This is a genomic window from Arenibacterium halophilum (assembly GCF_005938225.1).
Taxonomy (GTDB): domain Bacteria; phylum Pseudomonadota; class Alphaproteobacteria; order Rhodobacterales; family Rhodobacteraceae; genus Arenibacterium; species Arenibacterium halophilum.
The window spans coordinates 676,570-699,231 of the sequence record NZ_VCPC01000003.1; the positions used below are offsets into that span (position 1 = coordinate 676,570).

At 64.3% G+C, this 22,662-nt stretch carries 19 protein-coding genes; 11 read left to right on the forward strand and 8 right to left on the reverse strand.

The genetic code is table 11. From position 1 onward, the window contains the following. Positions 1-95: 95 nt before the first annotated feature. Positions 96-3,611: a DNA polymerase III subunit alpha gene (gene dnaE / locus FGK64_RS16505; RefSeq protein WP_138864917.1), complete on the forward strand. Its 3,516-nt coding sequence runs from the start codon at positions 96-98 to the stop codon at positions 3,609-3,611. Between the two features lie 12 nt (positions 3,612-3,623). Here the strand turns inward: dnaE and trpS are convergent, their stop codons facing one another. Further along, positions 3,624-4,646: a tryptophan--tRNA ligase gene (trpS, locus tag FGK64_RS16510; RefSeq protein ID WP_138864918.1), complete on the reverse strand. Its 1,023-nt coding sequence runs from the start codon at positions 4,644-4,646 to the stop codon at positions 3,624-3,626. Positions 4,647-4,737: 91 nt separating this feature from the next. On the opposite strand from trpS, the gene FGK64_RS16515 reads away from it, so the two are divergent. Then, complete coding sequence (locus FGK64_RS16515; RefSeq protein ID WP_246057792.1) at positions 4,738-5,424, forward strand: rhomboid family intramembrane serine protease; 687 nt, start codon at positions 4,738-4,740, stop codon at positions 5,422-5,424. Between the two features lie 2 nt (positions 5,425-5,426). Here FGK64_RS16515 and murJ read toward each other — a convergent pair whose 3' ends face one another. Then, the gene (gene murJ / locus FGK64_RS16520; protein WP_138864920.1) at positions 5,427-6,971 is read right to left on the reverse strand and encodes a murein biosynthesis integral membrane protein MurJ; all 1,545 of its coding nucleotides are present in this window, start codon (positions 6,969-6,971) and stop codon (positions 5,427-5,429) included. Between the two features lie 235 nt (positions 6,972-7,206). Between murJ and FGK64_RS16525 the strand changes: the two genes are divergently transcribed. Continuing rightward, the gene (locus FGK64_RS16525) at positions 7,207-8,244 is read left to right on the forward strand and encodes a Hint domain-containing protein (protein ID WP_171054109.1); all 1,038 of its coding nucleotides are present in this window, start codon (positions 7,207-7,209) and stop codon (positions 8,242-8,244) included. A 152-nt stretch (positions 8,245-8,396) separates the two neighbouring features. Here the strand turns inward: FGK64_RS16525 and FGK64_RS16530 are convergent, their stop codons facing one another. Further along, positions 8,397-11,225, reverse strand: coding sequence for a [protein-PII] uridylyltransferase (locus tag FGK64_RS16530; RefSeq protein WP_138864922.1), 2,829 nt, complete (start codon positions 11,223-11,225; stop codon positions 8,397-8,399). Beyond that, entirely contained in the window at positions 11,185-12,357 is a 1,173-nt protein-coding gene (locus FGK64_RS16535; RefSeq protein WP_138864923.1) for a penicillin-binding protein activator, read from the reverse strand. Before FGK64_RS16535 ends, FGK64_RS16530 begins: the two co-directional genes overlap by 41 nt. Positions 12,358-12,440: 83 nt before the next feature. On the opposite strand from FGK64_RS16535, the gene rsmI reads away from it, so the two are divergent. The 3 genes from rsmI (at position 12,441) to gshB (ending at position 14,678) form a co-directional block, all read left to right on the forward strand. Continuing rightward, positions 12,441-13,301, forward strand: coding sequence for a 16S rRNA (cytidine(1402)-2'-O)-methyltransferase (rsmI, locus tag FGK64_RS16540; RefSeq protein WP_138864924.1), 861 nt, complete (start codon positions 12,441-12,443; stop codon positions 13,299-13,301). Beyond that, complete coding sequence (locus FGK64_RS16545) at positions 13,298-13,672, forward strand: YraN family protein (protein WP_171054110.1); 375 nt, start codon at positions 13,298-13,300, stop codon at positions 13,670-13,672. The genes rsmI and FGK64_RS16545 overlap by 4 nt, the downstream gene beginning before the upstream one ends. Positions 13,673-13,733: 61 nt before the next feature. Beyond that, positions 13,734-14,678 (forward strand): glutathione synthase, encoded by a 945-nt coding sequence (gshB, locus tag FGK64_RS16550; RefSeq protein ID WP_138864925.1) that lies wholly within the window; start codon positions 13,734-13,736, stop codon positions 14,676-14,678. On the opposite strand, the gene FGK64_RS16555 is transcribed toward gshB, so the two are convergent. The 4 genes from FGK64_RS16555 to cobU all read right to left on the reverse strand — a co-directional run bounded on the left by FGK64_RS16555 (position 14,675) and on the right by cobU (position 18,069). Then, positions 14,675-16,180: a YifB family Mg chelatase-like AAA ATPase gene (locus FGK64_RS16555; protein WP_138864926.1), complete on the reverse strand. Its 1,506-nt coding sequence runs from the start codon at positions 16,178-16,180 to the stop codon at positions 14,675-14,677. The genes gshB and FGK64_RS16555 overlap by 4 nt on opposite strands. Positions 16,181-16,245: 65 nt before the next feature. Continuing rightward, positions 16,246-16,926 (reverse strand): glutathione S-transferase, encoded by a 681-nt coding sequence (locus tag FGK64_RS16560; protein ID WP_138864927.1) that lies wholly within the window; start codon positions 16,924-16,926, stop codon positions 16,246-16,248. A gap of 58 nt (positions 16,927-16,984) precedes the next feature. After that, entirely contained in the window at positions 16,985-17,563 is a 579-nt protein-coding gene (locus FGK64_RS16565) for a histidine phosphatase family protein (protein WP_138864928.1), read from the reverse strand. Beyond that, positions 17,560-18,069, reverse strand: coding sequence for a bifunctional adenosylcobinamide kinase/adenosylcobinamide-phosphate guanylyltransferase (gene cobU / locus FGK64_RS16570; protein ID WP_138864929.1), 510 nt, complete (start codon positions 18,067-18,069; stop codon positions 17,560-17,562). Before cobU ends, FGK64_RS16565 begins: the two co-directional genes overlap by 4 nt. A gap of 102 nt (positions 18,070-18,171) precedes the next feature. On the opposite strand from cobU, the gene FGK64_RS16575 reads away from it, so the two are divergent. From FGK64_RS16575 to FGK64_RS16595, 5 genes are all read left to right on the forward strand, one after another. Continuing rightward, positions 18,172-19,050 (forward strand): RNA polymerase factor sigma-32, encoded by an 879-nt coding sequence (locus FGK64_RS16575; RefSeq protein ID WP_138864930.1) that lies wholly within the window; start codon positions 18,172-18,174, stop codon positions 19,048-19,050. Further along, positions 19,047-19,832 (forward strand): ChaN family lipoprotein, encoded by a 786-nt coding sequence (locus tag FGK64_RS16580; protein WP_138864931.1) that lies wholly within the window; start codon positions 19,047-19,049, stop codon positions 19,830-19,832. Before FGK64_RS16575 ends, FGK64_RS16580 begins: the two co-directional genes overlap by 4 nt. A gap of 72 nt (positions 19,833-19,904) precedes the next feature. After that, the gene (gene coaBC, locus FGK64_RS16585; RefSeq protein WP_138864932.1) at positions 19,905-21,098 is read left to right on the forward strand and encodes a bifunctional phosphopantothenoylcysteine decarboxylase/phosphopantothenate--cysteine ligase CoaBC; all 1,194 of its coding nucleotides are present in this window, start codon (positions 19,905-19,907) and stop codon (positions 21,096-21,098) included. Between the two features lie 43 nt (positions 21,099-21,141). Further along, positions 21,142-21,597, forward strand: a complete 456-nt coding sequence (gene dut / locus FGK64_RS16590) for a dUTP diphosphatase (protein ID WP_138864933.1) — start codon at positions 21,142-21,144, stop codon at positions 21,595-21,597. Next, complete coding sequence (locus tag FGK64_RS16595) at positions 21,597-22,640, forward strand: HesA/MoeB/ThiF family protein (protein WP_138864934.1); 1,044 nt, start codon at positions 21,597-21,599, stop codon at positions 22,638-22,640. The genes dut and FGK64_RS16595 overlap by 1 nt, the downstream gene beginning before the upstream one ends. The last annotated feature ends 22 nt before the right edge of the window (positions 22,641-22,662 follow it).

Sequence of the window (22,662 nt, forward strand, 5' to 3'; positions counted from 1 at the left end):
TCAAATTTCGCGCGCAAATACCTGCCCTGCATTTGTGCAGGCCTGGCGCGCCTTGGCCGATTGCCCGGCCCATCGGGCGGGGGTAGGGTGCCCCCATGAGCAGCCCGACCCGATTCATCCACCTTCGCCTTCACACCGAATATTCGCTTCTGGAAGGGGCCGTGCGGCTGAAAAAGCTGCCCGATCTCTGCAAGAAGGCGGGGATGCCCGCGGTGGCGCTGACCGATACGAACAACATGTTCGCCGCGCTCGAGGCGTCAGTTTCGTTGGCGGGCGCGGGGATTCAGCCGATCATCGGCTGCCAGGTCGATCTGGCCTATGTCGCCGTGCAGCCGGGCGAGAAACCGAAAGACCCGGCGCCCATCGTCCTGCTGGCCCAGTCCGAAGCGGGTTACGAAAACCTGATGAAGCTGAACAGCTGCCTTTATATCGACAAGGGCGGGCAGTTGCCGCAGGTCTCGCTTGACGAACTCGAGGCGCTGTCGGGCGGGCTGATCTGCCTGTCGGGCGGCCCCGAAGGGCCAGTGGGGATGCTGTTGCAGGCCGGTCAGCGCCCGGCGGCCGAGGCGCTGGTTGACAGGCTGCACGCGGCCTTTGGCGATCGGCTGTATATCGAGCTGCAACGCCACGCGGGCGAAGACGGAACCGCCCCCGAAGCGGAACGGCTGACCGAGCGCGGGCATGTCGAAATCGCTTATGACAAGGGGATTCCGCTGGTCGCGACCAACGATGTCTATTTCCCCGATGCCAAGATGTACGAAGCCCACGATGCGCTGATCTGCATCGCCGAGGGCGCCTATGTCGATCAGCAGCAGCCGCGCCGCCGTCTGACGCCGCAACACAGCTTCAAGTCGCCGCAGGAAATGTGCGTGCTGTTCGCCGATCTGCCCGAGGCGCTGGAAAACACGGTGGAAATCGCGAAACGCTGCGCCTTCATGGCCTATCGCCGCGATCCGATCCTGCCGAAATTCGCCGACGACGAGGTGGCCGAGCTGCGCCGCATGGCGAACGAGGGGCTTCAGGCGCGGCTGGCGGTGATCCCCCATGCCGTGAGTGTCGAGGAATACCAGCAGCGGCTGGATTTCGAGCTGGGCATCATCGAAGGCATGGGCTTTCCCGGCTACTTCCTGATCGTGGCCGACTTCATCCAATGGGCCAAGGATCACGACATTCCGGTGGGGCCGGGCCGGGGCTCGGGTGCGGGCAGTCTTGTCGCCTATGCGCTGACGATCACCGACCTTGATCCGCTGCGCTATTCGCTGCTGTTCGAACGCTTCCTGAACCCGGAACGGGTGTCGATGCCCGACTTCGACATCGACTTTTGCATGGACCGCCGCGAAGAGGTGATCCGCTACGTTCAGGACAAATACGGCCGTGACAAGGTGGGGCAGATCATCACCTTCGGTGCGCTTCTGTCCAAGGCCGCCGTGCGCGATATCGGCCGCGTGTTGCAGATGCCCTATGGGCAGGTCGACCGGCTGTCGAAGATGATCCCGGTGGAAGGGGTGAAACCCGTCAGCATCGAAAAGGCGCTGATCGACGAACCCCGCCTGCGCGAAGAGGCCCGCAACGAGGAAGTCGTGGACCGGCTGCTGACCTATGGCCAGCAGGTCGAAGGGCTGTTGCGCAATGCCTCGACCCACGCCGCCGGGGTGGTCATCGGCGACCGGCCGCTGGATGCGCTCGTGCCGCTCTATCAGGATCCGCGATCCGATATGCCCGCGACCCAGTTCAACATGAAGTGGGTGGAACAGGCCGGTCTGGTCAAATTCGACTTTCTGGGCCTGAAAACCCTGACGGTGATCCAGAACGCGCTGGACCTGATCCTGAAATCGGGTCGTCCGCTGCATGTGGCCGCCGACGGGACCGAGCTGTACCAGCCGGCCGAGGGCGCCGAGAACCAGATGAACCTGATCCCGCTGGACGATACGGCGACCTACAAGCTTTATGCCAGCGCCAAGACGGTGGCGGTGTTCCAGGTGGAAAGCTCGGGCATGATGGATGCGCTCAAGCGCATGAAGCCCACCTGTATCGAGGACATCGTGGCGCTTGTGGCGCTGTACCGTCCGGGCCCGATGGAAAACATCCCGACCTATTGCGAGGTCAAGAACGGCCTGCGCGAGATCGAATCCGTGCATCCCTCGATCGACCATATCCTTGCCGAGACGCAGGGCATCATCGTTTACCAGGAACAGGTGATGCAGATCGCGCAGGTCATGGCGGGCTACAGCCTTGGCGGCGCCGACCTGCTGCGCCGCGCCATGGGCAAGAAGATAAAAGAGGCGATGGACGCCGAGCGCCCCAAGTTCGAAAAGGGCGCAGGCGAGAATGGCGTTGACAAGAAGAAGGCCAGCGAGGTCTTCGACCTGCTGGAGAAATTCGCCAACTACGGCTTCAACAAATCGCACGCCGCCGCCTATGCGGTCGTCAGCTATCAGACCGCCTGGCTGAAGGCGAACCACCCGGTTGAATTCATGGCCGGGGTGATGAACTGCGATATCCACCTGACCGACAAGCTGGGCGTCTATTTCGAAGAGGTCCGCAAGGGGCTGGATCTGCCCTGGGCGCCGCCCTGCGTGAACCGGTCGGAAGCCAGCTTTGACGTGCAGGATGGCACGCTGATCTACGCGCTGGGGGCGTTGAAGAACGTCGGGCTGGAAGCGATGAAGCTGATCACCGAGGCGCGCAAGGTGAATGGGACCGACAAGCCCTTTGCCACGCTCTATGATCTGGCGCGCCGCGCCGACCTGAAGCGCGTGGGCAAGCGCCCGATGGAGATGCTGGCCCGCGCCGGGGCCTTTGACGTGCTGGATTCCAACCGCCGCCGCGTGTTCGAGGGGCTGGACGCGCTGGTGGCCTATTCGGCGGCAGTGCATGAACAGAAATCCAGCAACCAGGTCTCGCTGTTCGGCGAAGCGGGCGACGATCTGCCCGAACCGCGGATGCCCGGCGTGCCCGATTGGCTGCCTGCCGAACGTCTGAGCGAGGAATTCAAGGCCATCGGCTTCTACCTCTCGGGGCACCCGCTGGACGATTACATGCCGCCGCTGAAGCGCAAGGGCGTCGTCACGCTGGACGAGCTGCGCGAAAAGGCGATGGGTGGGCCGCTGGTTGCAAAGCTGGCCGGTGTGGTCGCGGGGCGTCAGGAACGCAAATCGGCGCGTGGCAACCGCTTTGCCTTTGCTCAGCTGTCCGATACCACGGGCGCCTACGAGGTCACGCTGTTCTCTGACACGCTGGAAACCGCGCGCGAACATCTGGAAACCGGGTCTAAGGTTGTCGTGACGGTCGAGGCGACGATGGAAAGCGACCAGTTGAAGCTGCTGGGCCGGTCCGTCGCGCCGATCGACGTGGCAGTGGCGAACGCGGGGGCAATGGCGCTGAAGGTCTATATCGACGCGCCCGAAGCGGTGGCCACTGTGGCGACCGTGCTGGAAAACGCGCAAAAGGCCGTGCGCGCCGCAACGCGCGGGCAGGTTTACCTGTGCCTGATGTCGCCCGAACTGCCCGGCGAGGTCGACATGGACCTAGGCCAGGATTTCGCGATCAACCCTGAAATCAAGGGCGCGATCAAAAGCCTTGATGGCGTGATGGCCGTCGAGGACGTTTAGCGGAGGGGGCGCTTACGCCCCCACCATCCCGATGATGTCATAGGTCTGGCGCAGGATCGGCGCGGTGATTTCGCGCGCGCGCAGGGCGCCCCGGGCCAGAATGCGGTCGATCTCGGCGGTGTCGTCCATCAGGCGCGACATCTCGGTTGAAATAGGGGCCAGCCGTTCGACCGCAAGTTCGGCCAGCTTCGGCTTGAAGGCGCCGAACTGCATCCCGCCCACCTCGGCCAGCGCCTGATCGACGGTCTGATCCGACAGCCCGGCATAGATGTTCACCAGGTTGCGCGCATCGGGGCGTTCCGCCAGCCCGGCAGCTTCCGAGGGCAGGGCGTCCGGGTCGGTCTTGGCCTTGCGGATCTTCTTGGCGATGGTGTCGGCATCGTCGGTCAGGTTGATCCGGCTGGCATCCGACGGGTCCGACTTGCTCATCTTCTTGGTGCCGTCGCGCAGGCTCATCACCCGCGTGGCCGCGCCTTCGATCACCGGCTCGGTCACCGGAAAGAAATCGACGCCGAAATCATTGTTGAACTTGATCGCGATGTCGCGGGTCAGCTCAAGATGCTGTTTCTGGTCTTCGCCCACGGGCACATGGGTCGCGTGGTAGACCAGGATGTCGGCCGCCATCAGCGCGGGGTAGGCGAACAGTCCAAGCGAGGCCGCTTCGGCATTCTTGCCCGCCTTGTCCTTCCATTGGGTCATGCGGCCCATCCAGCCCATACGCGCGACACAGTTGAACACCCAGGCCAGCTGCGCGTGCTCGGGCACCTGGCTTTGGTTGATGAGAATGGATTTTTCCGGGTCGATGCCGCTGGCGATGAACCCGGCGCAGAGTTCGCGGGTCGAATGCTTCAGATCGGCGGGGTTCTGCCAGACGGTGATCGCGTGCATGTCGACCATGCAGTACACCGTTTCAAAGGTGCCTTCGTTCTGTTTGTCGACGAACCGTTTCAGCGCGCCCAGGTAGTTGCCAAGGTGCAGGTTGCCCGACGGCTGGATGCCGGAAAAGATGCGCGGCGCGAATGTCTTGTCGCTCATTGTTCGGAAACTCCGGCTGGAAAAAATCGCCGGTTTCGCATACCCATGCCATCAGGTGCCGTCAAGAAGCCCGGAAAGGCCGATAATCAACATGAGCAGTCAACACCCCGTCCAGGCCGTCAATCCCTTGCCGGTTGTCGTCATCATCCTGTTCGCCGCCATCGTCGCGGTGGAAATCGGGTTCCAGCTGGGCGCGCGCGGCCTTGTCGGCGGCCCCGAGGCGGTGGGCTGGCGGCTTGCCGCGCTGCAACGCTATGCGTTCTCCGGCGATATCCTGCGCTGGATGTGGGACACGGGGCAGTGGCCGCTGGAACACCTGCTGCGCTTCGTCAGCTATCCGTTCATCCACGTCAGTTTCACGCAGGCGCTGTTTTCCGGCGTGATGCTGCTGGCGCTGGGCAAGATGGTCGCCGAAACCTGCGGCGCCGTGGCGATGCTGGCGGTGTTCTTCGTGTCCTCGGTCGCGGGGGCGCTTGCCTATGCGGTGTTCACAAACAGTCCGGTGCCGTTGGTCGGGGCGTTTCCGCCGGTCTACGGGCTGATCGGAGCCTTTACCTACCTGCTGTGGCTGCGCCTGTCGGCGGTCGGTGAAAATCAGGCCCGCGCCTTCACGCTGATCGGCTTCCTGATGGCGATCCAGCTGATCTTCGCGGTGTTCATCGACGTGCAGCCCGATTGGGTCGCCGATCTGGGCGGGTTTGCTGCCGGATTCGCGCTGACCATCGTGTTGGTGCCGGGCGGCTGGGCGCGCCTTCTGGCGCGGTTGCGCCAAGGCTGACGTCAGCGGCGTCGGCGCATCGCATTGCGGAATTCGGCCAGCCGGAACGCACCGATCACCTGCCCCACGCCGAAATAGAACACGATCGCTGCGGCGACCACGCCCATAAGCGCCAGATACCGCAGGCCCGCTGTGTTCAAAGCCGGTTCCAGCACCTGCACCAGCCCGAACAGCATGGCGCCCATCAACACAGAGGCCGCGCAGATACGCCAGATCCGCCGGCGGAACCGGTCGTCGAATGTGGCGGCCAGCCCCATGCCCCGGCTACCCTGCCACAGAAAGCCAACCATAGCCCAGCCGGCCAGCGTTGTCGCCACCGCAGGGGCCAACCAGCCGAACCACGGCACCAGCCCTATGGCCGCGACAAGGTTCACCGCCATGGCAATCAGCGCGTAACGAAACGGGCTGCGGGTATCTTCGCGCGCAAAGAACAGCGGTTGCAGGATTTTCTGCATGACGAAGGCGGGCAGACCCGCGCCATAGATCGCCACCGCCATTGCAATGGCTGCGCTGTCCGCTGCGGTCGCCGCGCCGCGCTGGAACAGAACCGACACCAGCGGCAGTGGAATCACGATCAGCGCCACCGCGCTGGGAATGGTCAATGCCAGTGACACCTCGGCCGCGCGCGACAGCGCATCGCGCCCCCCGGCATCGTCCCCCGCCGACAGTCGGCGTGACAGATCGGGCAGCAGCACGATGCCGATGGCAATGCCCACCACGCCCAGCGGCAGCTGGTACAGCCGGTCAGCGGCGTAAAGCCAACCCACCGCCTTGTCGAAATAGCTGGCGACCTGCTGCCCGATCAGCAGGTTGACCTGTACGACGCCCCCGGCCAGCGCAGCAGGCACCGCAACGCGCACCAGACGCCGCAGCTCGGGTGTCCAGCGCGGGCGTTTCAGCCGCAGGCCGAACCCGGCACGCGATGCCGCCACCCAGACAAGGATCAGCTGAGCCACACCGGCTACCGGGATCGCCCAGACAAGCGCCAGCGCCACCGATCCGCCAAGGGCCGAAGCCGCCGCCATCGCCGAGATCAGCAGCACGTTCAGCAGAACCGGAGCCGCCGCCGCCGCTGCAAACCGCCCTGTCGCGTTCAGCACCCCCGAAAGCAACGCGGCGACCGAGATGAACAGCACATAGGGAAAGGCGATGCGGCCGAATTCGACCGCCAGATCAAACCGTTCCTCGCCCGCGAACCCGCTGGCCAGCCCCAGGATCATCCAGGGCATCGCCAGCTGCGCCACCAGCGTCAGCACGATCAGGACCGAGGCCAGCCCCGCCAGCGCATCCTCGGCAAAGGCGCGCGCATCTTCGCCTGCTTCGACCCGCTTGGAAAACATCGGTACGAAAGCGGTGTTGAATGCGCCCTCGGCAAAGAAGCGGCGGAACATGTTGGGCAGGCGAAAGGCCACCACATAGGCCTCATACAGGGGGCCGGTGCCCAGCAACGCAAGGATCATCGCGTCGCGCACAAAGCCCAGGACGCGCGACATCAGCGTCCAGCCGCCCACTGTCAGAAAGCCGGACATCAGCCGGATCGGTTTCATCTGTTCTGCCTGCCGTTTCTGCCCGCCCGGCCGGTGATGCCCGGCCCGATTGGCGCGACCATACCGCGTTGCGGAACGCTCGGAAAGATGCCGCATCACGGGCTGCCACGCCCGCTCTGGCGCGAAACAATCCGCGACCCGGCCGCAAAATCATCCCGATTTGATAAAAAGTTAACCACAATTTGAACCAATTTCGCCGCCACCTTCGATGCGGGGTGAGGTGGGGCCTGCAGGAATGACGACGGAAACAATCTACGCGCTGGGCGCGTCTCAGGTCAGCATCTCGGGAGGAGAGAGCCTGTCGAACAAGGGTCAGGGCGACGGCAGCCAGCTTGTCGGCAAGACGATCACCCTGGGATCCCAGGACTGGTCAAGCATCCGGATCAAGGATGACGACGACTACTTTGGCGATAATGACGGCAACCAGAAGCTTGACGGGCAACAAGCCTTTGATGGTCAGACGTTCCAGGACAGCGCGCGCGTCGAGGCAGAGTACGAATTTCAGGTGCAGGGGCCCGACGGCACGACCTACACGATGATCGGCTTCAACATCAACGAAGGCGGCGGCGGTGCGTCCTATTCGACGATCGAAGGCCTGGCCTTCGTGGGCGATCCCTCGGGCTTCCCCCCGCCGGGCACACCGCTGACGGTAATTTCGGCCAGCGACTACCCCGGCTATCTCTATTCCGACATGGCCGCGCCGCCCTGCTTCACCACCGGCTGCCAGATGGTCACCCCACGCGGTGCAATGGATGTGGCCGATCTTGCCGCGGGCGACCGACTATGTACCATGGACAACGGCTTTCAGACGATCCGCTGGATCGGACGCTGCCGACTCCCCCGCGTGGCGCTGGTCGATCACGCGGACTACCGCCCGATTATCGTGCGCCGCGATGCCTTTGGTCCCGGCTGCCCTGATCGCGATATCCGCCTGTCTCCGCAACACCGCGTTCTGGCACGCGGGAGCCAGAGCGAACTGCTGTTCGGCGAATCCGAGGTGCTGGTGCCGATCAAGAAACTGATCAACGGCACCTCGATCTTGCGCGACGACTCGCTGACCGACGTGACCTACCACCACATCCTTCTCGACCGGCACGAGGTGATCTGGTCGGACGGCCTGGCCAGCGAAAGCCTGCTTGGAGACATCGAATCCGATCACCCCTCGGCCACCGAGGCCCGCGCATTGCTGTCTTTCGACGCCGGCCGCTCCACACCCAGCGCACGACTATGTGTTTCAGATAAGCGGGTCGCGCTACTCCATCACGCGGCCTGACGTCAAACAATCGCGCTAACGCGCGATGCCTCCGGCGGGGATATTTGGACCCCAAAGAAGCAGGGCGCCCTTTACCGATTCACCATCGTGAAAATACTCCGGGGGAGTCCCGCAGGGACGGGGGCAGGGCCTCCTTTTTTCATCCGGTCCGTCTACCGATCCGCGCGCAATGCCCCGTCGGTGATTGCAGCGCGTAGACGTGTTTCCAAGGTGCGCTGCTTGCTCTCCGAATAGTATTTCAGCCCGAACATGTCCTTCACGTAGAAGGTATCGACCACCTGCTCGCCGTAGGTCGCGATCACCGCGTTGGCGATATAGACGTTGCTGTTCGCCAGCGTGCGCGCCAGGTCGTAGAGCAGGCCGGGGCGGTCGCGGGTGTCGACCTCGATGATCGTGTAGATATCGGACCCGTCGTTGTCGAAGGTGATATGGGTCGGCACGTCGAAGGCCTTTTCGCGTTTCTTGATCTTGTCGCGCGATTTCAGGGCCTCCTGCGCGATTACTTCGCCATTCAGGGTCTTCATGATCATCTGGGCAAGGCGAGGCAGGCGCGAGGCCTCATAGGGTGTGCCGTCGGCGTCCTGTATCCAATACGCGTCGGTCACGAAACCGTCCTTGGTGGTGTAACTGCGCGCATCCACCACGTTGGCCCCCACAAGCGCCAGCGCCCCCGCCAGCCGGGCAAAGATGCCGGGGTGGTCGGGCATCACAAAACAGGCGCGGGTGGCGTCTCGGTCTTCATCCGGGTGCAGGTGAATCCGGATTTGCCCCGGCCCGTCGGTTTGTTCGATGTCTCGCAGCATCCAGGCGAAATCGACATGCGCGGTGACATGGAGGCCCTGCCAGTAGGGAGGGTAATGCCGGGCGGTTTCGCGTTTCAGATCGGCCTTGGACCAATCCGGCAGCGCCTCGCGCAGCAGCTTCTTGGCCTCGGTGCCTCGATTTTCCCGGTTCAGGTCTTCCATGCCGGTTTCCATCGCCTTGCGGGTTTGGCGATAGAGCGCGCGCAGCAGCGCGGCCTTCCAGTTGTTCCACACGTTCGGCCCGACGCCCCGGATGTCGCAGACCGTCAGCACGGTCAGCAAATCCAGCCGTTTCACAGTCTGTACCGCCTTGGCGAAATCGCGGACGGTGCGTGGATCGGCGATATCGCGTTTCTGCGCCATATCCGACATCAGCAGGTGATAGCGCACCAGCCATTCGACGGTTTCGCAATCGGCCTTGTTCAGCCCAAGCCGGGGCGCCACCCGGCGCGCGATCTGGGCGCCCAGCATCGAGTGATCTTCGGGGCGGCCTTTGCCGATGTCGTGCAGCAACAGGGCGACATACAGAACCTTGCGGTTCACGCCCTCGGCCAGAATGCCCGAAGCGATGGGAAGGGATTCCACCAAGTCGCCCTTTTCGATCTGGGCAAGGTTCTTGATGCACTGGATCGTGTGTTCGTCGACCGTATAGCTGTGATACATATTGAACTGCATCATAGCGACGATCGGTTCGAATTCCGGCAAGAAGGCTGCCAGCACGCCCAATTCGTTCATGCGCCGCAGCGCACGCTCGGGGTTGCCGTGACGCAGCAGCAGGTTCAGGAAAATCTGCTGCGCTTCGCGATCGTTGCGCATCGCATCGTCGATCAGGTCGAGGTTCGCGGTGATAAGGCGCATCGCGTCGGGGTGGATCAGCATACCGGTGCGCAACCCCTCGTCGAAGATGCGCAGCAGGTTCAGCTTGTCTTGCACAAATGCCTTGGGGTCCGCCACGCCAAGGCGGTTGTTCACCTCGATATAGCCGTCTTTCACCTTCTTGCGGCGGCGAAAGAACCGTTCCAGCAGCGGTTCGGATTTGACGTGGATCGCTTCAAGCTTGGTCAGGAAAATGCGGGTCAGATCGCCCACGGCGGTGGCGTGCAGAAAATACTCCTGCATGAAGAATTCAACGCCCCGGCGGCCGGATTTGTCGCGGTAGCCCATGCGTTCGGCCACGTCGACCTGAAGATCGAAGGTCAGCTGTTCGGTGGCGCGGCCCACCACCAGGTGCATATGGGCGCGCACCGCCCAGAGGAATTCCTCGGCCTTCAGAAAACGCGCATATTCATCGGGCCGGAACACGCCCAGCGGCACCAGTTCGGCGCTGTCCTGCACATGGTGGATGTACTTTGCAATCCAGAACAGGGATTGCAGGTCGCGCAATCCGCCTTTGCCCTCTTTCACATTGGGCTCGACCATATACCGCTGGCCCTGCTTGCGGTGGCGCTTTTCGCGTTCGTCCAGTTTGGCTTCGATGAAATCGCGCTCTCCGCTGGCAAACAACTCCTTGCGCAGGCGGGTGTCGAGGCTGGCGGCCAGGTCAGCGTCGCCGGCCAGAAAACGGTGTTCCAGCAGGGCGGTACGGATTGTGAAATCTTCCGAGCCAAGCCGGATGCAATCGCGGATGGTGCGGCTGGAATGGCCGACCTTCAGCTTCAGATCCCACAGGATATAGAGCATCGATTCGATGACGCTCTCGGCCCAGGCGGTGATCTTGTAGGGCGTCAGAAACAGCAGGTCGACATCTGAAAACGGCGCCATTTCGCCTCGGCCGTAGCCGCCGACGGCGATCAGCGCGATGCGTTCGCCCTTGGTCGGGTTCGGTAGGGGATGCAAGTGCTGGCTGGCGACATGCAGTGCAGTTGTGACCAACCCGTCGGTCAGGAAGGAATAGGCACGCGTCAGTGGGCGCGCATCAAACGGCGCGGCGGCAAAGGCGGTCTCAATCGCCAGGCGCCCGGCGGAATTTGCTTCGCGCAACAGGCGCACCGTTTCGGCGCGCAGCTTTGCGTCGTTCAGGCCCTCAGACACAAGCGAGTCGATCCGCGCGCTGATGGCGGCGGCGTCAAAAATCTCTTCCGAGGGGCAGACGAGAGGCCCGGGCGCCAGCGGCGCCAGGGACTCGGGCGGCGTCGGTTCAGAAACCGGCGCCGGAGAAGCTTGCTGGGGCAGGGTCAATCACAACCACCTGTCTGTTCTGAATGGTCGCAACCGCAAGGCCGCGTTGGTTGGTGCCGTCGGGGCGCAGGCGGAAAATGCCGCCAACCCCTTGGAATCCGGCGCCCTGTGTCAGGGCCGCACCGGTCAGCGCATTGGATTGGCCGTTGCCGACCAATGCGCCGATGGCGGCGATCCCGTCGTAGGCCAAGCCGCCGATCGGGTGGGGCGCGGCCCCATAGGCCGAGGTGTAACGCGCGCTGAACTGGCCGGCCTTGCCCGGATCGGGCAGGGCGAACCAGCCGCCCTGAACGCCCGGCAATGCCGTCGTTTGCGGCGGGATATCCCAGCGGGTCAGACCGATGAACTGGGTCGTGGTCGGAGAAATCCCGGCCTCTGGCATCAACTGGGTCAGCAGGGGCAGGGCGCCCGCGCTGTTCGCGGTCAGGAAAATCGCATCGGCGCCCGAACTGTCGACGGTGCTCTTGATCGTCGGGATCGAAGCGATCACCGATTGCTGCGACTGGTCATAGGACACGGCACCGGCCAGGCTGGTGCCGCTGCGCACCAGGGCCGACTGGATGGCGTCGCGCCCGGATTGCCCGGCCAGATCGCTGCTGTGCACGATCAGCACGTTGCGCTTGCCTTGCGAGGCGGCAAAGCTGGCCAGTCGCTGGGCGGTGTTGTCAAAGGTCGGCCCAAGGACGAAGACGTTGCCGCCCGCGATCGAGGCGTTGTTCGAGAAAGACAGAACGTTCACGCCCTGTCCGGCCACGGCCAGCCCGGCAGCATTGGCAGCTTCGCCATAGACGGGGCCAAGGATGATACGCGCGCCGTCGGACACGGCCTGCGACGCAACCGACGCGGCTGTGGCGGCGTTGCCGGCAGTGTCATAGACGCGCAGATCAATCTGGACGCCCTGAAGGTCGGCCATCGCCATGCGGGCCGCGTTTTCAAGACTTTGCGCCAGAACAGCATCGCCCGGCTGGGCCGATCCGCGCGGCACAAGCAAGGCCACGGGGACCGGTTTAGACGTGTCGATGGATGGCCCGCCGGTCGACGGAACGACATCGCAGGCTGCCAAAGCAGCTGTGGCGGCAAGAAACGTCAGGGCCTGGGCTGCCTTGCGGGCCCGTGCGAAAACGGCAAACATGGTCGCTGTATCTCCTCGATGCGGCGGAACGGCGCGCCTGTGGTTCCTGCCGATAATAATCCTCAGACAAGGCGGGTCCAGCGTTGAATTACAAACAGGTGAGATTGGCCCCGGGGTTGCATTTTGTTGCCACGCCCATCGGAACGGCACGCGACATCACGCTGCGGGCGCTGGACACGCTGGCCTCGGCCGATGTGCTTGCGGCGGAAGATACCCGCAGCTTGCGGCACCTGATGGACATTCATGGCGTGCCGCTGTCGGGGCGGCGGATCATCGCCTACCACGACCATAGTGGCGCCTCGGTGCAGGATCGGCTGGTGGCCGAAGCGGTGCAGGGAAAATCCGTGGCCTATGCCTCGGAGGCGGGAATGCCGCTGATCGCGGATCCCGGGTTCGAATTGGGCCGGGCGATGGCGGCGGCGGGACAGATGGTGACGGTGGCGCCGGGCGCTTCGGCGGTGCCCGCGGCGCTGGTTCTGGCAGGGCTGCCCACCGACTCCTTCTTTTTCGCCGGGTTTCTGCCAAACGCGAGCGCCGCGCGACAAACACGACTGATGGACTTGGCGCAGATCCCCGGAACGCTTGTATTTTACGAATCACCGAAGAGGCTGCGCGCATCATTGGCAGATATGGCCGAGTCCCTGGGCGGCGAGCGACAGGCCGCGATTTGCCGGGAAATCACGAAGAAATTTGAAGACGTTCGGCGCGGTACACTTCAAGATCTTGTCGCCGGCATGGCCGATGCCCCCGATCCAAAAGGGGAAATCGTGGTGGTGGTGGATCGCGCGGGTTCGGAAAAAATTAGTGAATTGGACTTAGAAAACGATTTGCGGACGGCGCTTGAAACGCACTCAGTCCGCGATGCGGCGGAAATCGTGTCAAAAATTCACGGCCTGCCAAAGCGCGACGTGTATCAGATGGCATTGCAGATGGGGCGACCATGACGGCACAGCGGGCAATTCGCGGGCAGGTGGCCTATCACGATGGGCAGGCCGCTGAAGATCGGATCGAACGGCATTATCGCGACACCGGACATTCGCTTGTGAACCGGCGCTGGCGCGGCCGGTCTGGCGAAATTGACCTTGTGATGCGTCTGGGGGACGCGGTGATCTTTGTCGAGGTCAAGAAAGCCCGCGATTTCGACCGTGCCGCCGAACGGCTGCAGCCGCGCCAGATCGGGAGATTGCAGAACGCCGCGCTTGAATTTCTGGCGGGCGAACCGCGCGGCATGGATACGGATATGCGCTTTGATGTGGCTTTGGTGAATGGTCATGGCGCGTTCCGCATTGTCGAGAATGCCTTGGCTTATGCCTGATCGCCATTGAACCCCCTGCCGTGCTGCGCCATGTATCGGGCACAGCATTGCGAGGGTAGCCATGAAAATCGCCTTTCAGATGGATCCGATTACCGGGGTCAATATCGACGCCGACAGCACATTCCGGCTGGCGGAAGAGGCACAGGCGCGCGGACACGATCTGTTTTATTACAGCCCGGACGACCTGTCGTTTCAGGAAGGGCGAATCATGGCGCGCGGCCATGATATGACGGTGCAGCGCGTCAAAGGCGATCCGGCAAAGCTCGGCCCGCGGCGCGAGGTTGATCTGGCGGATTTCGATGTTGTCTGGCTGCGGCAGGACCCGCCGTTCGACATGCATTACATCACCTCGACGCATCTTCTGGACCGGCTGGCGGGCACCACGCTGGTGGTGAACGACCCGTTCTGGGTGCGCAACTACCCCGAAAAACTGCTGGTGCTGGATTTCCCCGAACTGACGCCGCCCACGACGATCGCGCGCGACCTTGGGGTGATCCGGGAATTCAAGGCGCGCCATGGCGATATCATCCTCAAACCGCTGTACGGCAACGGCGGCGCCGGCGTGTTTCGTCTGGACGAAAACGACCGCAACCTGTCGTCTTTGCACGAGTTGTTCACCGGCTTTTCGCGCGAGCCTCTGATCGTTCAGAAATTCCTGCCTGCCGTCAGCAAGGGCGACAAGCGCGTGATTTTGGTTGATGGAGAGCCGGTTGGCGCCATCAACCGGGTGCCCGCCGAAGGCGAGACTCGATCGAACATGCATGTGGGCGGGCGGCCCGAAAAGATCGAATTGAGCGCGCGCGACCGCGAGATTTGTGCCGCCATCGGCCCGCTGCTGCGCGAAAAGGGGCAGGTCTTCGTGGGGATCGACGTGATCGGCGACTACCTGACCGAAATCAACGTGACCTCGCCGACCGGCATCCAGGAGCTTGAGCGATTCGACGGGGTGAACATCGCAGAAAAGGTCTGGGAAGCGATCGAGGCTCGCGTGGCAGCGATGGCCTAGGCGCCGCTGACGCGAAAGGCGATGGCTTCGGCCACATGCGGGCGGCGCACATTCGGGTCGTTGTCGAGGTCGGCGATGGTGCGGGCCACGCGCAGCACCCGGTGATAGCCGCGCGCCGACAGGCCGAACCGCTCTGCCGCGCGTTGCAGCAGGTCACGCCCCTCGGCATCCGGCGTCGCGATCTGTTCCAGCAGCGCGCCCTCGGCATCGGCGTTCAGTTCGGTACCGGGAACGTCGCAAAACCGGGCCTGCTGCACCTCGCGCGCGGCGGCGACGCGCGCGGCGACCGTGGCGGTGTCATCGCCCGAGGGCGGCAGGTCAAGGTCGCGGAAGGCCACGGGCGGAACCTCAAGGCGCAGGTCGAACCTGTCCATCAAGGGCCCCGAGATTCGGCCCATGTAATCCTCTCCGCAGGTGGGTGCCCGCGAACAGGCGCGGGCCGCATCGCTCAGATAGCCGCATTTGCAGGGGTTTGCCGCCGCCACCAGCATGAACCGGCAGGGATAGCGCACATGCGCATTTGCCCGAGCGATCATCACCTCTCCGGTTTCGATCGGCTGACGCAGGGTTTCCAGCACGGTGCGCGGGAATTCCGGCAGCTCGTCCAAGAACAGCACGCCATTGTGGGCCAGGCTGATCTCGCCGGGGCGCGCGTTGCGCCCGCCGCCGACAAGCGCCGCCATCGACGCGGTGTGGTGGGGTGCACGGAACGGGCGGCGCCGGTTGATGCCGCCGTTGTCCAGCAAACCGCAGAGCGAGTGGATCATCGAGGTGTCAAGCGCCTCGGTCGGGCTGAGATCGGGCAACAGGCCAGGGAGCCGGGCGGCCAGCATGGATTTGCCAGAGCCCGGCGTGCCGACCATTATAATGTGATGGCGCCCGGCGGCGGCAACCTCCAACGCCCGTTTCGCCCGTTCCTGCCCTTTCACATCGCGCAGGTCGGGACCGAGACCGCCGGCGATCATCGCACCGGGGCGCGCGGGTGTCAGCGGAGACTGCCCGGTCAGGTGGCGCAGCGCATCGCCCAGCGAGCGTGCGGCAAAGGTGTCCGTCGCCCCGACCCAGGCGGCCTCTGCCCCGCAAGCCAGCGGGCAAAGCAGGGCGTGGCCTGCCTCGGCCGCGGCCATGGCGGCGGGCAGCGCCCCCAGCACCGGCACCAGTGAGGCATCAAGCGCCAGTTCGCCCAGCGATACCAGCGTTTCGACCTTGTCGGGCGGCACGATATTCAGCGCGGCCAGTAGCGCCACGGCGATGGGCAGGTCGAAATGGCTGCCTTCCTTGGGCAGGTCGGCGGGTGAGAGGTTGATGGTGATGCGTTTGGACGGCAGCGCAATCGACAGTGCCGCCAGTGCGCTGCGCACGCGGTCGCGCGCTTCCGACACAGCCTTGTCGGGCAGGCCGACGACCGAAAAGGCAGGCAGGCCGGGTGCCAGCGCGCATTGCACTTCGACCAGGCGCGCCTGCACCCCTTGAAACGCCACCGTGTAGGTCCGCGAGACCATGCCCAACCCTCCGCCTTGGAAAATGGTTAACGCGGCGAAGGTTTATTAAGGGTTAACAGCGGGCCTCAAACCGGCCAAGGCGTGCTGTCGAGCGGCAGAAGGTATGGTTCCGGATCATAGATGACCTCTTGCGCCTTGGCGCGCCAATCCCGCATCGCCGGTGTCGACAACAGGAACAGGCAGTAGGCGCGCGCGGCGTCGCTGACCGGCAGGCCATAGCCGATGATCCGCGCGGCGACCGGGGTATAAAAAACGTCGGCCAAGGACCATGCGCCGAACAGCGGACCATCTGCCGCGCCAGATACCTGACGCGCATAGTCCCAAAGGGTTTCGACCCGGGCGATATCACGCAATACCGCCTCGGACGGCTGAAACTTGCTATAGCAGCGTTGCAATTGCATCGGGCAATCGCCGCGCAGGGCGGAAAACCCGCCGACCATTTCGGCGCAGAGCCAGCGGGCGGTGGCGCGCTGGGCGGCCTCCGTCGGCCACAGACCGGCGTCGGGGTGGCGTTCGGCCAAGGTTTCGGCCATCGCAAAGCTTTCGCCTACGACCGTGCCCTCGGGCGTGCGCATAGCCGGCACCAGTCGCGCCGGGGCAAGGGCGGCCATATCTTCGGCCATCGTACCGGCGTATAGGCCGATCATGTGGGGCGTGCAGGGGATGTTGAATGTCTCGAACATCAGCCAGCCGCGCAGCGACCAGCTGGAATACATGCGGTCGCCGATAAAAAGATCATATGTCATGGGGTTAGGTTAAGTCGCATGGCGCAAATCGCATAACGCGATTTTGTTCGCACCCCGATCACGGACAGTGATTGATCGCCCCGACGCGCCAGCCCTGGGCTGTCCGCTCCAGCTGAGTCAGCGACAGGTTGTCGATCTTCTGCCCCAGTGCCTGATAGGGCGTCTGGCCCCGGGCGCGCTGGATTTGGGTCAGGATCATTCCGAAATGCGCGACGATCACGATGTCCCCGCCGGCGTGGTCGGCGCACAGCCGGTCAATGACGGCGTCGATACGCGCGCGCGCCTGATTCCAGCTTTCTCCGTTGGGCGGCGCGATATCTCCGGGGGTTTCCCAATAGGCGCGTGACAGGATGGGGTGGCTTTCGCCGATCTGGCGGGCGTTCTGCATCTCCCAGTCGCCGAAGTGCAGTTCACGCAGCGCCTGGTCGTGGGGCAGGCGCTGGCGTGCCCCTTGAATCGCATCGGCGGTGGCGCTGGCGCGGACCAGGTCTGACGACACAACGACCGCCCGTTCCGGCAGGGCTGCCGACAGACGCGAAAGCGCGGCAATGTCGCTAAGATCGGCGGGAATGTCCGACCAGCCGACCATGGCGCGCGCGTGGGTCGGCCCGTGGCGGACAAGGTGCAGCCGCGTCATTTCAGCACCTGCGGCAGTCCGGCGATCACCTGCACCACATGGTCGGCACTGGCGGCCAGCGCGATGTTCAACCGGCCCTGCGCCTCGCGGAATTGCCGGGCCAGCGCATTTTCGGGAACAATCCCGTGGCCGACCTCGTTTGTGACGATGACAAGCCGGGCCGGGCAGGCGGTCATTGCGTTAACCAATCGGGTCTGTTCTGCCGCCAGATCGGACCCGGCCAGAAGGTGGTTGCTCAGCCACATGGTTGCGCAATCGAACAGGCAATGGTCCGCCTGCGAAAGCCGCTCAAGCGCGGCAGCCGCGTCCAGCGGCGCCTCGACGGTGTGCCAAGTCGGGCCGCGACGGTCGGTGTGGATGCGAATTTTCGCTTCCATTTCAGCGTCATAGGCCTGTGCGGTGGCGATATAGGTCAAGGGGCCCGTTCGGGCATCGAACAGCGATTCCGCATAGGCAGATTTGCCCGACGCGGCGCCGCCCAGCACCAATGTGCTTCGGGAAGACATGTTTTTTTGCCTCTCGAGTGAACCTTTCATGGGGGTTTTGCGTAGTTAACATAGCACTCCTGTACAAGGGACAAGGGGTGGGTAGCGTCAGGGGGACCGGAAATGCCATTGGATACGACCTATGACCGCGCGATGTCGCGCCGCGCGATGAAGGCAGAATTGCTGGACGCCGAAACCGAGCTGGCGCTTGCCTACGCTTGGCGCGACCACCGGGACGAGGCCGCCTTGCACCGGCTCATTCAGGCCTACATGCGGTTGGCAATCTCCATGGCGTCGAAATTCCGCCGCTACGGTGCCCCCATGAACGACCTGATCCAGGAAGCCGGGCTTGGGCTGATGAAAGCGGCCGAGAAATTCGACCCCGATCGCGGTGTGCGATTTTCGACCTACGCGGTCTGGTGGATCAAGGCCAGCGTGCAGGATTTCGTCATGCGCAACTGGTCGATGGTGCGCACCGGATCAACCTCTTCTCAGAAATCGTTGTTTTTCAACATGCGTCGGGTGCAGGCCCGGTTGGAACGCGAGGCGCTGGCGCGTGGTGAGCAGATGAGCCGGTCCGATATGAACCAGATGGTGGCAACCGAGATCGGTGTACCCTTGCATGATGTCGAGATGATGGAAGGCCGCCTGTCGGGCACTGACTTTTCGCTGAACGCGGTGCAATCCGCCGACGAAGACGGGCGCGAATGGATCGACGTGCTGGAAGACGACGGCGCACAGGCCGCCGAACTGGTCGAAGGCCGGATGGACAACGACCAGCTGCGCGAATGGCTGCTGTGTGCAATGAACGCGCTGAACGAGCGTGAACGGTTCATCGTCCGAGAACGCAAGCTGCGTGGCGCGCCCCGCACCCTGGAAAGCCTTGGTACCGAGCTGGGCCTGAGCAAGGAACGGGTGCGCCAGTTGGAAGTGGGGGCGTTTCAGAAGATGCGCCATTCGTTGACCTCGCAAAGCCAGGAGGTTCTTGGCTTCCTGCAATGACAGGCTGGTTGTGCAGGATTACGGCTGCCGCTCTGGTGGCCTTTGCATCGCAAGGCGCGGGGGCCAATTCCGCGCCTGAAGTCGTTTTTATCGGCGAGGTCCACGACAATCCCGGTCATCACGCGGCGCAGTCGGTCGAGGTGGCCCGGTTGCGCCCCACTGCCGTCGTTTTCGAGATGCTGACCGAAGAGCAGGCGAAGCGAGTGACCCCTGACCTGATCGGCGATGCGACGGCCCTGGAAGCCGCCTTGGAATGGGCCGAGTCCGGTTGGCCCGATTTTGCGATGTATTACCCTATCTTTCAGTCCGCACCGGGTGCGCGCATTTACGGCGCGGCTATTCCTCGCGATGCTGCGCGCGCGGCGCTTGGGGCCGGCGTGGCGGCCAGCTTTGGGGACGATGCTGCGCGCTTTGGGCTGACCGAGCCGCTGCCCGAAGACGAGCAGATCGCACGCGAGGCTGATCAGATGGCGGCGCATTGCAACGCGCTCCCGGCCGATCTGCTGCCCGGAATGGTCGATCTGCAACGGATGCGCGATGCCAATCTTGCCCGTGCGGCCCTGCAGGCGCTGGACGACACCGGCGGGCCGGTCGTGGTGATCGCGGGAAATGGGCACGTGCGTCTTGACCGGGGCGCGCCGGTTTCCTTGGCCCGCGCAGCCCCGGAGGTGCGCCTGCACGCCATCGGGCAGGACGAGGCGGGCCGGATCGATGGGCTGTTTTCCGAGGTCTGGCCGGGCGACCCAGTTGACCGCGCCGACCCCTGCGCGGCGTTCCGCTAGGCCCGGGGGCGGATTGCCTCTGCCCCGTGGCGCGCCTATGGTCGGGCGCAAAGCAATCGGGAAGGCGGGGCGATGCTGACAGGCAAGCGTATTCTCTTGATCATCGGCGGCGGCATCGCAGCCTTCAAGTCGCAGATCCTAATCCGAAAATTCCAAGAGGTGGGCGCTACGGTGACGCCGGTTCTGACCCGGGCGGGGGCCGAGTTTGTCACGCCCCTGTCGCTGTCGGGTTTGTCGGGGCAGAAAACCCATACCGAGCTGTTCAGCCTGACCGACGAAGTCGAGATGGGCCATATCGAGCTGTCACGGTCGGCCGATCTGATCGTGGTGGCGCCGGCGACGGCCGACCTGATGGCGAAGATGGCGCAGGGGATGGCGAATGATCTGGCCTCGACCCTGCTGCTGGCGACCGACACGGCTGTATTGGCCGCGCCCGCGATGAACGTGCGGATGTGGCAGCACCCGGCGACGCAGCGGAACGTGGCACAGCTGCGCGCGGATGGGGTGAAGATGGTGGGCCCGGGTGACGGCGCGATGGCTTGCGGCGAATTCGGCCCCGGCCGGATGGCGGAACCCGACGAGATTGTCGCGGCGGCTGCCGGGATGCTGGGGGCGGGGCCGCTTGCGGGCAAGCGGATCATCGTGACCTCGGGTCCGACGCACGAGCCCATCGACCCGGTCCGCTATATCGCGAACCGGTCTTCGGGCGCGCAGGGCACCGCGATTGCCCGCGCGCTGGCGGCGCTTGGGGCGCATGTGGTGTTCGTGACCGGCCCCGCCGATGTGGCCCCGCCCGAGGGGGTCGAGGTGGTGCGCGTGCAAACCGCGCAGCAGATGTCGGATGCGGTTGATGCGGCGCTGCCTGCCGAGGCGGCTGTTTTCGCCGCCGCCGTTGCCGACTGGCGCGTGGCAAGCCAATCTGACCGCAAGCTGAAGAAGACCCGCGACGGGATGCCCAAGCTGGAGTTTGCCGAAAACCCCGACATCCTGGCGCGAGTGGCCCAGATGGCGACCGGTCGGCCCGGGTTGGTCGTGGGATTTGCCGCCGAAACAAATGACGTGATTGAAAACGCCACTGCCAAGCGCGCGCGCAAGGGGTGCGACTGGATCGTGGCCAATGACGTGAGCGCCGCCACCGGAATCATGGGTGGCACGGAAAACGCGGTGGTGCTGATTTCCGACGACGGCGCAGAAAGCTGGCCGCGCATGGGCAAGGACGCGGTGGCGCGGCAGTTGGCCGACCGGATCGCGGCGGCGCTGGCCTAGGGACCGCCTCCGGCGGGAGTATTTGGACCGAGAAGAAGCAAAGATGGTGCGGATCGAAATCGAATATGAAGGCGGCGCGGATCGGGCGATTGCCTTGCCGTCCTATGAAACCGCCGGGGCCGCGGGCGCGGACATCCGGGCCAATCTGCCCGGCGGGAAGGCTGTGGTGTTGGCGCCAGGCGCGCGTGCGCTGGTGCCGACCGGGCTGCGCATGGCCATTCCCCAAGGGTTCGAAGTGCAGATCCGCCCGCGCTCGGGCCTTGCGCTGAAACATGGGATCACGCTGATCAACAGCCCCGGCACCATCGACAGCGATTACCGGGGCCCGGTGGGCGTGATCGTGCTGAACACGGGCGATACGGCGTTCGAGATCGCCCACGGCGAGCGGATCGCGCAGATGGTGGTGGCGCCGGTGGTGCAGGCCGGCTTCGAGGTGGTCGAGACGCTTGGCGATACCGCGCGCGGGGCTGGCGGTTTTGGCTCGACCGGGCGCGGCTGATGTTGTTGGTGCTGGCACTGGCGGCTGCGCTCTGGGGGCTGGGCGCGCTGATGAAAGCGCCGCGTCGCCAGCGTCTTGTTTTGATCGGGTTGTTGCTGGGGGTGGTGATCCTGGGCCATCTGGTGCTGCCTGATGGGCATGGGCTGCGTGTGGCGACGGGCGGTTCGGTGGCGCCCTGGCTGATCCTGCTGGGGCTGGGCAGCTTGACTGGTGTCTACGCCTACGGTGTGCGGAGATTGCGTCGGCGCGCCGTGGGGACGGCGGCACCTTCACAATCGACCGGGTTGTTCACAGAAACCGAGCTGGAGCGATACGCGCGCCACGTCGTGCTGCGCGAGATCGGCGGCCCGGGGCAGGCCAAGCTGAAGCGCGCGAAAGTTTTGGTCATAGGCGCCGGAGGTCTGGGCGCGCCTGCCTTGCAATATCTGGCGGCGGCGGGCGTCGGCACGATCGGGGTTATCGACGACGACATCGTCGAAAATGCCAACCTCCAGCGGCAGGTGATTCACCGCGACGCTGATATCGGCGTGCCAAAGGTATTTTCCGCCGAAGCCGCGATGATCGTACAAAACCCCCACATCACAGTGCGCCCGTATCACCGCCGTCTAAAGGCAGACATCGCCGAGGCGCTGTTTGCCGATTATGATGTCATTCTGGATGGAACCGATAATTTCGAAACGCGGTATCTGGCCAATCGTGCGGCCGTGGCGTTGGGCAAGCCGTTGATTTCCGGTGCCCTGTCGCAATGGGAAGGCCAGCTTTCGGTGTTTCACCCGGCCCGTGGCGCACCGTGCTATCAGTGCATCTTCCCCGAAGCTCCGGCGCCGGGGCTTGCGCCGTCTTGCGCCGAGGCAGGCGTGTTGGGGCCGTTGCCAGGTATCCTTGGCGCGATGATGGCTGCCGAGGCGATCAAGGTTGTGACGGGGGCGGGCACTCCTCTGCTGGGAGCCATGGCGATTCACGATGCGCTATATGGCGAAAGCCGCAGGATTTCGCTGAAACGACGGCCCGATTGCCCGATCTGCGGCACCGCGACCGCGTGACGAATTCACCCGGCGCCGCCAC

Excerpts from the sequence above, each read along its gene's own strand:
- dnaE (WP_138864917.1), top strand. The coding sequence starts at position 96 with ATGAGCAGCCCGACCCGATTCATCCACCTTCGCCTTCACACCGAATAT.
- trpS (WP_138864918.1), bottom strand. The coding sequence starts at position 4,646 with ATGAGCGACAAGACATTCGCGCCGCGCATCTTTTCCGGCATCCAGCCG.
- FGK64_RS16515 (WP_246057792.1), top strand. The coding sequence starts at position 4,738 with ATGAGCAGTCAACACCCCGTCCAGGCCGTCAATCCCTTGCCGGTTGTC.
- murJ (WP_138864920.1), bottom strand. The coding sequence starts at position 6,971 with ATGAAACCGATCCGGCTGATGTCCGGCTTTCTGACAGTGGGCGGCTGG.
- FGK64_RS16525 (WP_171054109.1), top strand. The coding sequence starts at position 7,207 with ATGACGACGGAAACAATCTACGCGCTGGGCGCGTCTCAGGTCAGCATC.
- FGK64_RS16535 (WP_138864923.1), bottom strand. The coding sequence starts at position 12,357 with ATGTTTGCCGTTTTCGCACGGGCCCGCAAGGCAGCCCAGGCCCTGACG.
- FGK64_RS16545 (WP_171054110.1), top strand. The coding sequence starts at position 13,298 with ATGACGGCACAGCGGGCAATTCGCGGGCAGGTGGCCTATCACGATGGG.
- gshB (WP_138864925.1), top strand. The coding sequence starts at position 13,734 with ATGAAAATCGCCTTTCAGATGGATCCGATTACCGGGGTCAATATCGAC.
- FGK64_RS16555 (WP_138864926.1), bottom strand. The coding sequence starts at position 16,180 with ATGGTCTCGCGGACCTACACGGTGGCGTTTCAAGGGGTGCAGGCGCGC.
- FGK64_RS16560 (WP_138864927.1), bottom strand. The coding sequence starts at position 16,926 with ATGACATATGATCTTTTTATCGGCGACCGCATGTATTCCAGCTGGTCG.
- FGK64_RS16565 (WP_138864928.1), bottom strand. The coding sequence starts at position 17,563 with ATGACGCGGCTGCACCTTGTCCGCCACGGGCCGACCCACGCGCGCGCC.
- cobU (WP_138864929.1), bottom strand. The coding sequence starts at position 18,069 with ATGTCTTCCCGAAGCACATTGGTGCTGGGCGGCGCCGCGTCGGGCAAA.
- FGK64_RS16575 (WP_138864930.1), top strand. The coding sequence starts at position 18,172 with ATGCCATTGGATACGACCTATGACCGCGCGATGTCGCGCCGCGCGATG.
- FGK64_RS16580 (WP_138864931.1), top strand. The coding sequence starts at position 19,047 with ATGACAGGCTGGTTGTGCAGGATTACGGCTGCCGCTCTGGTGGCCTTT.
- coaBC (WP_138864932.1), top strand. The coding sequence starts at position 19,905 with ATGCTGACAGGCAAGCGTATTCTCTTGATCATCGGCGGCGGCATCGCA.
- dut (WP_138864933.1), top strand. The coding sequence starts at position 21,142 with ATGGTGCGGATCGAAATCGAATATGAAGGCGGCGCGGATCGGGCGATT.
- FGK64_RS16595 (WP_138864934.1), top strand. The coding sequence starts at position 21,597 with ATGTTGTTGGTGCTGGCACTGGCGGCTGCGCTCTGGGGGCTGGGCGCG.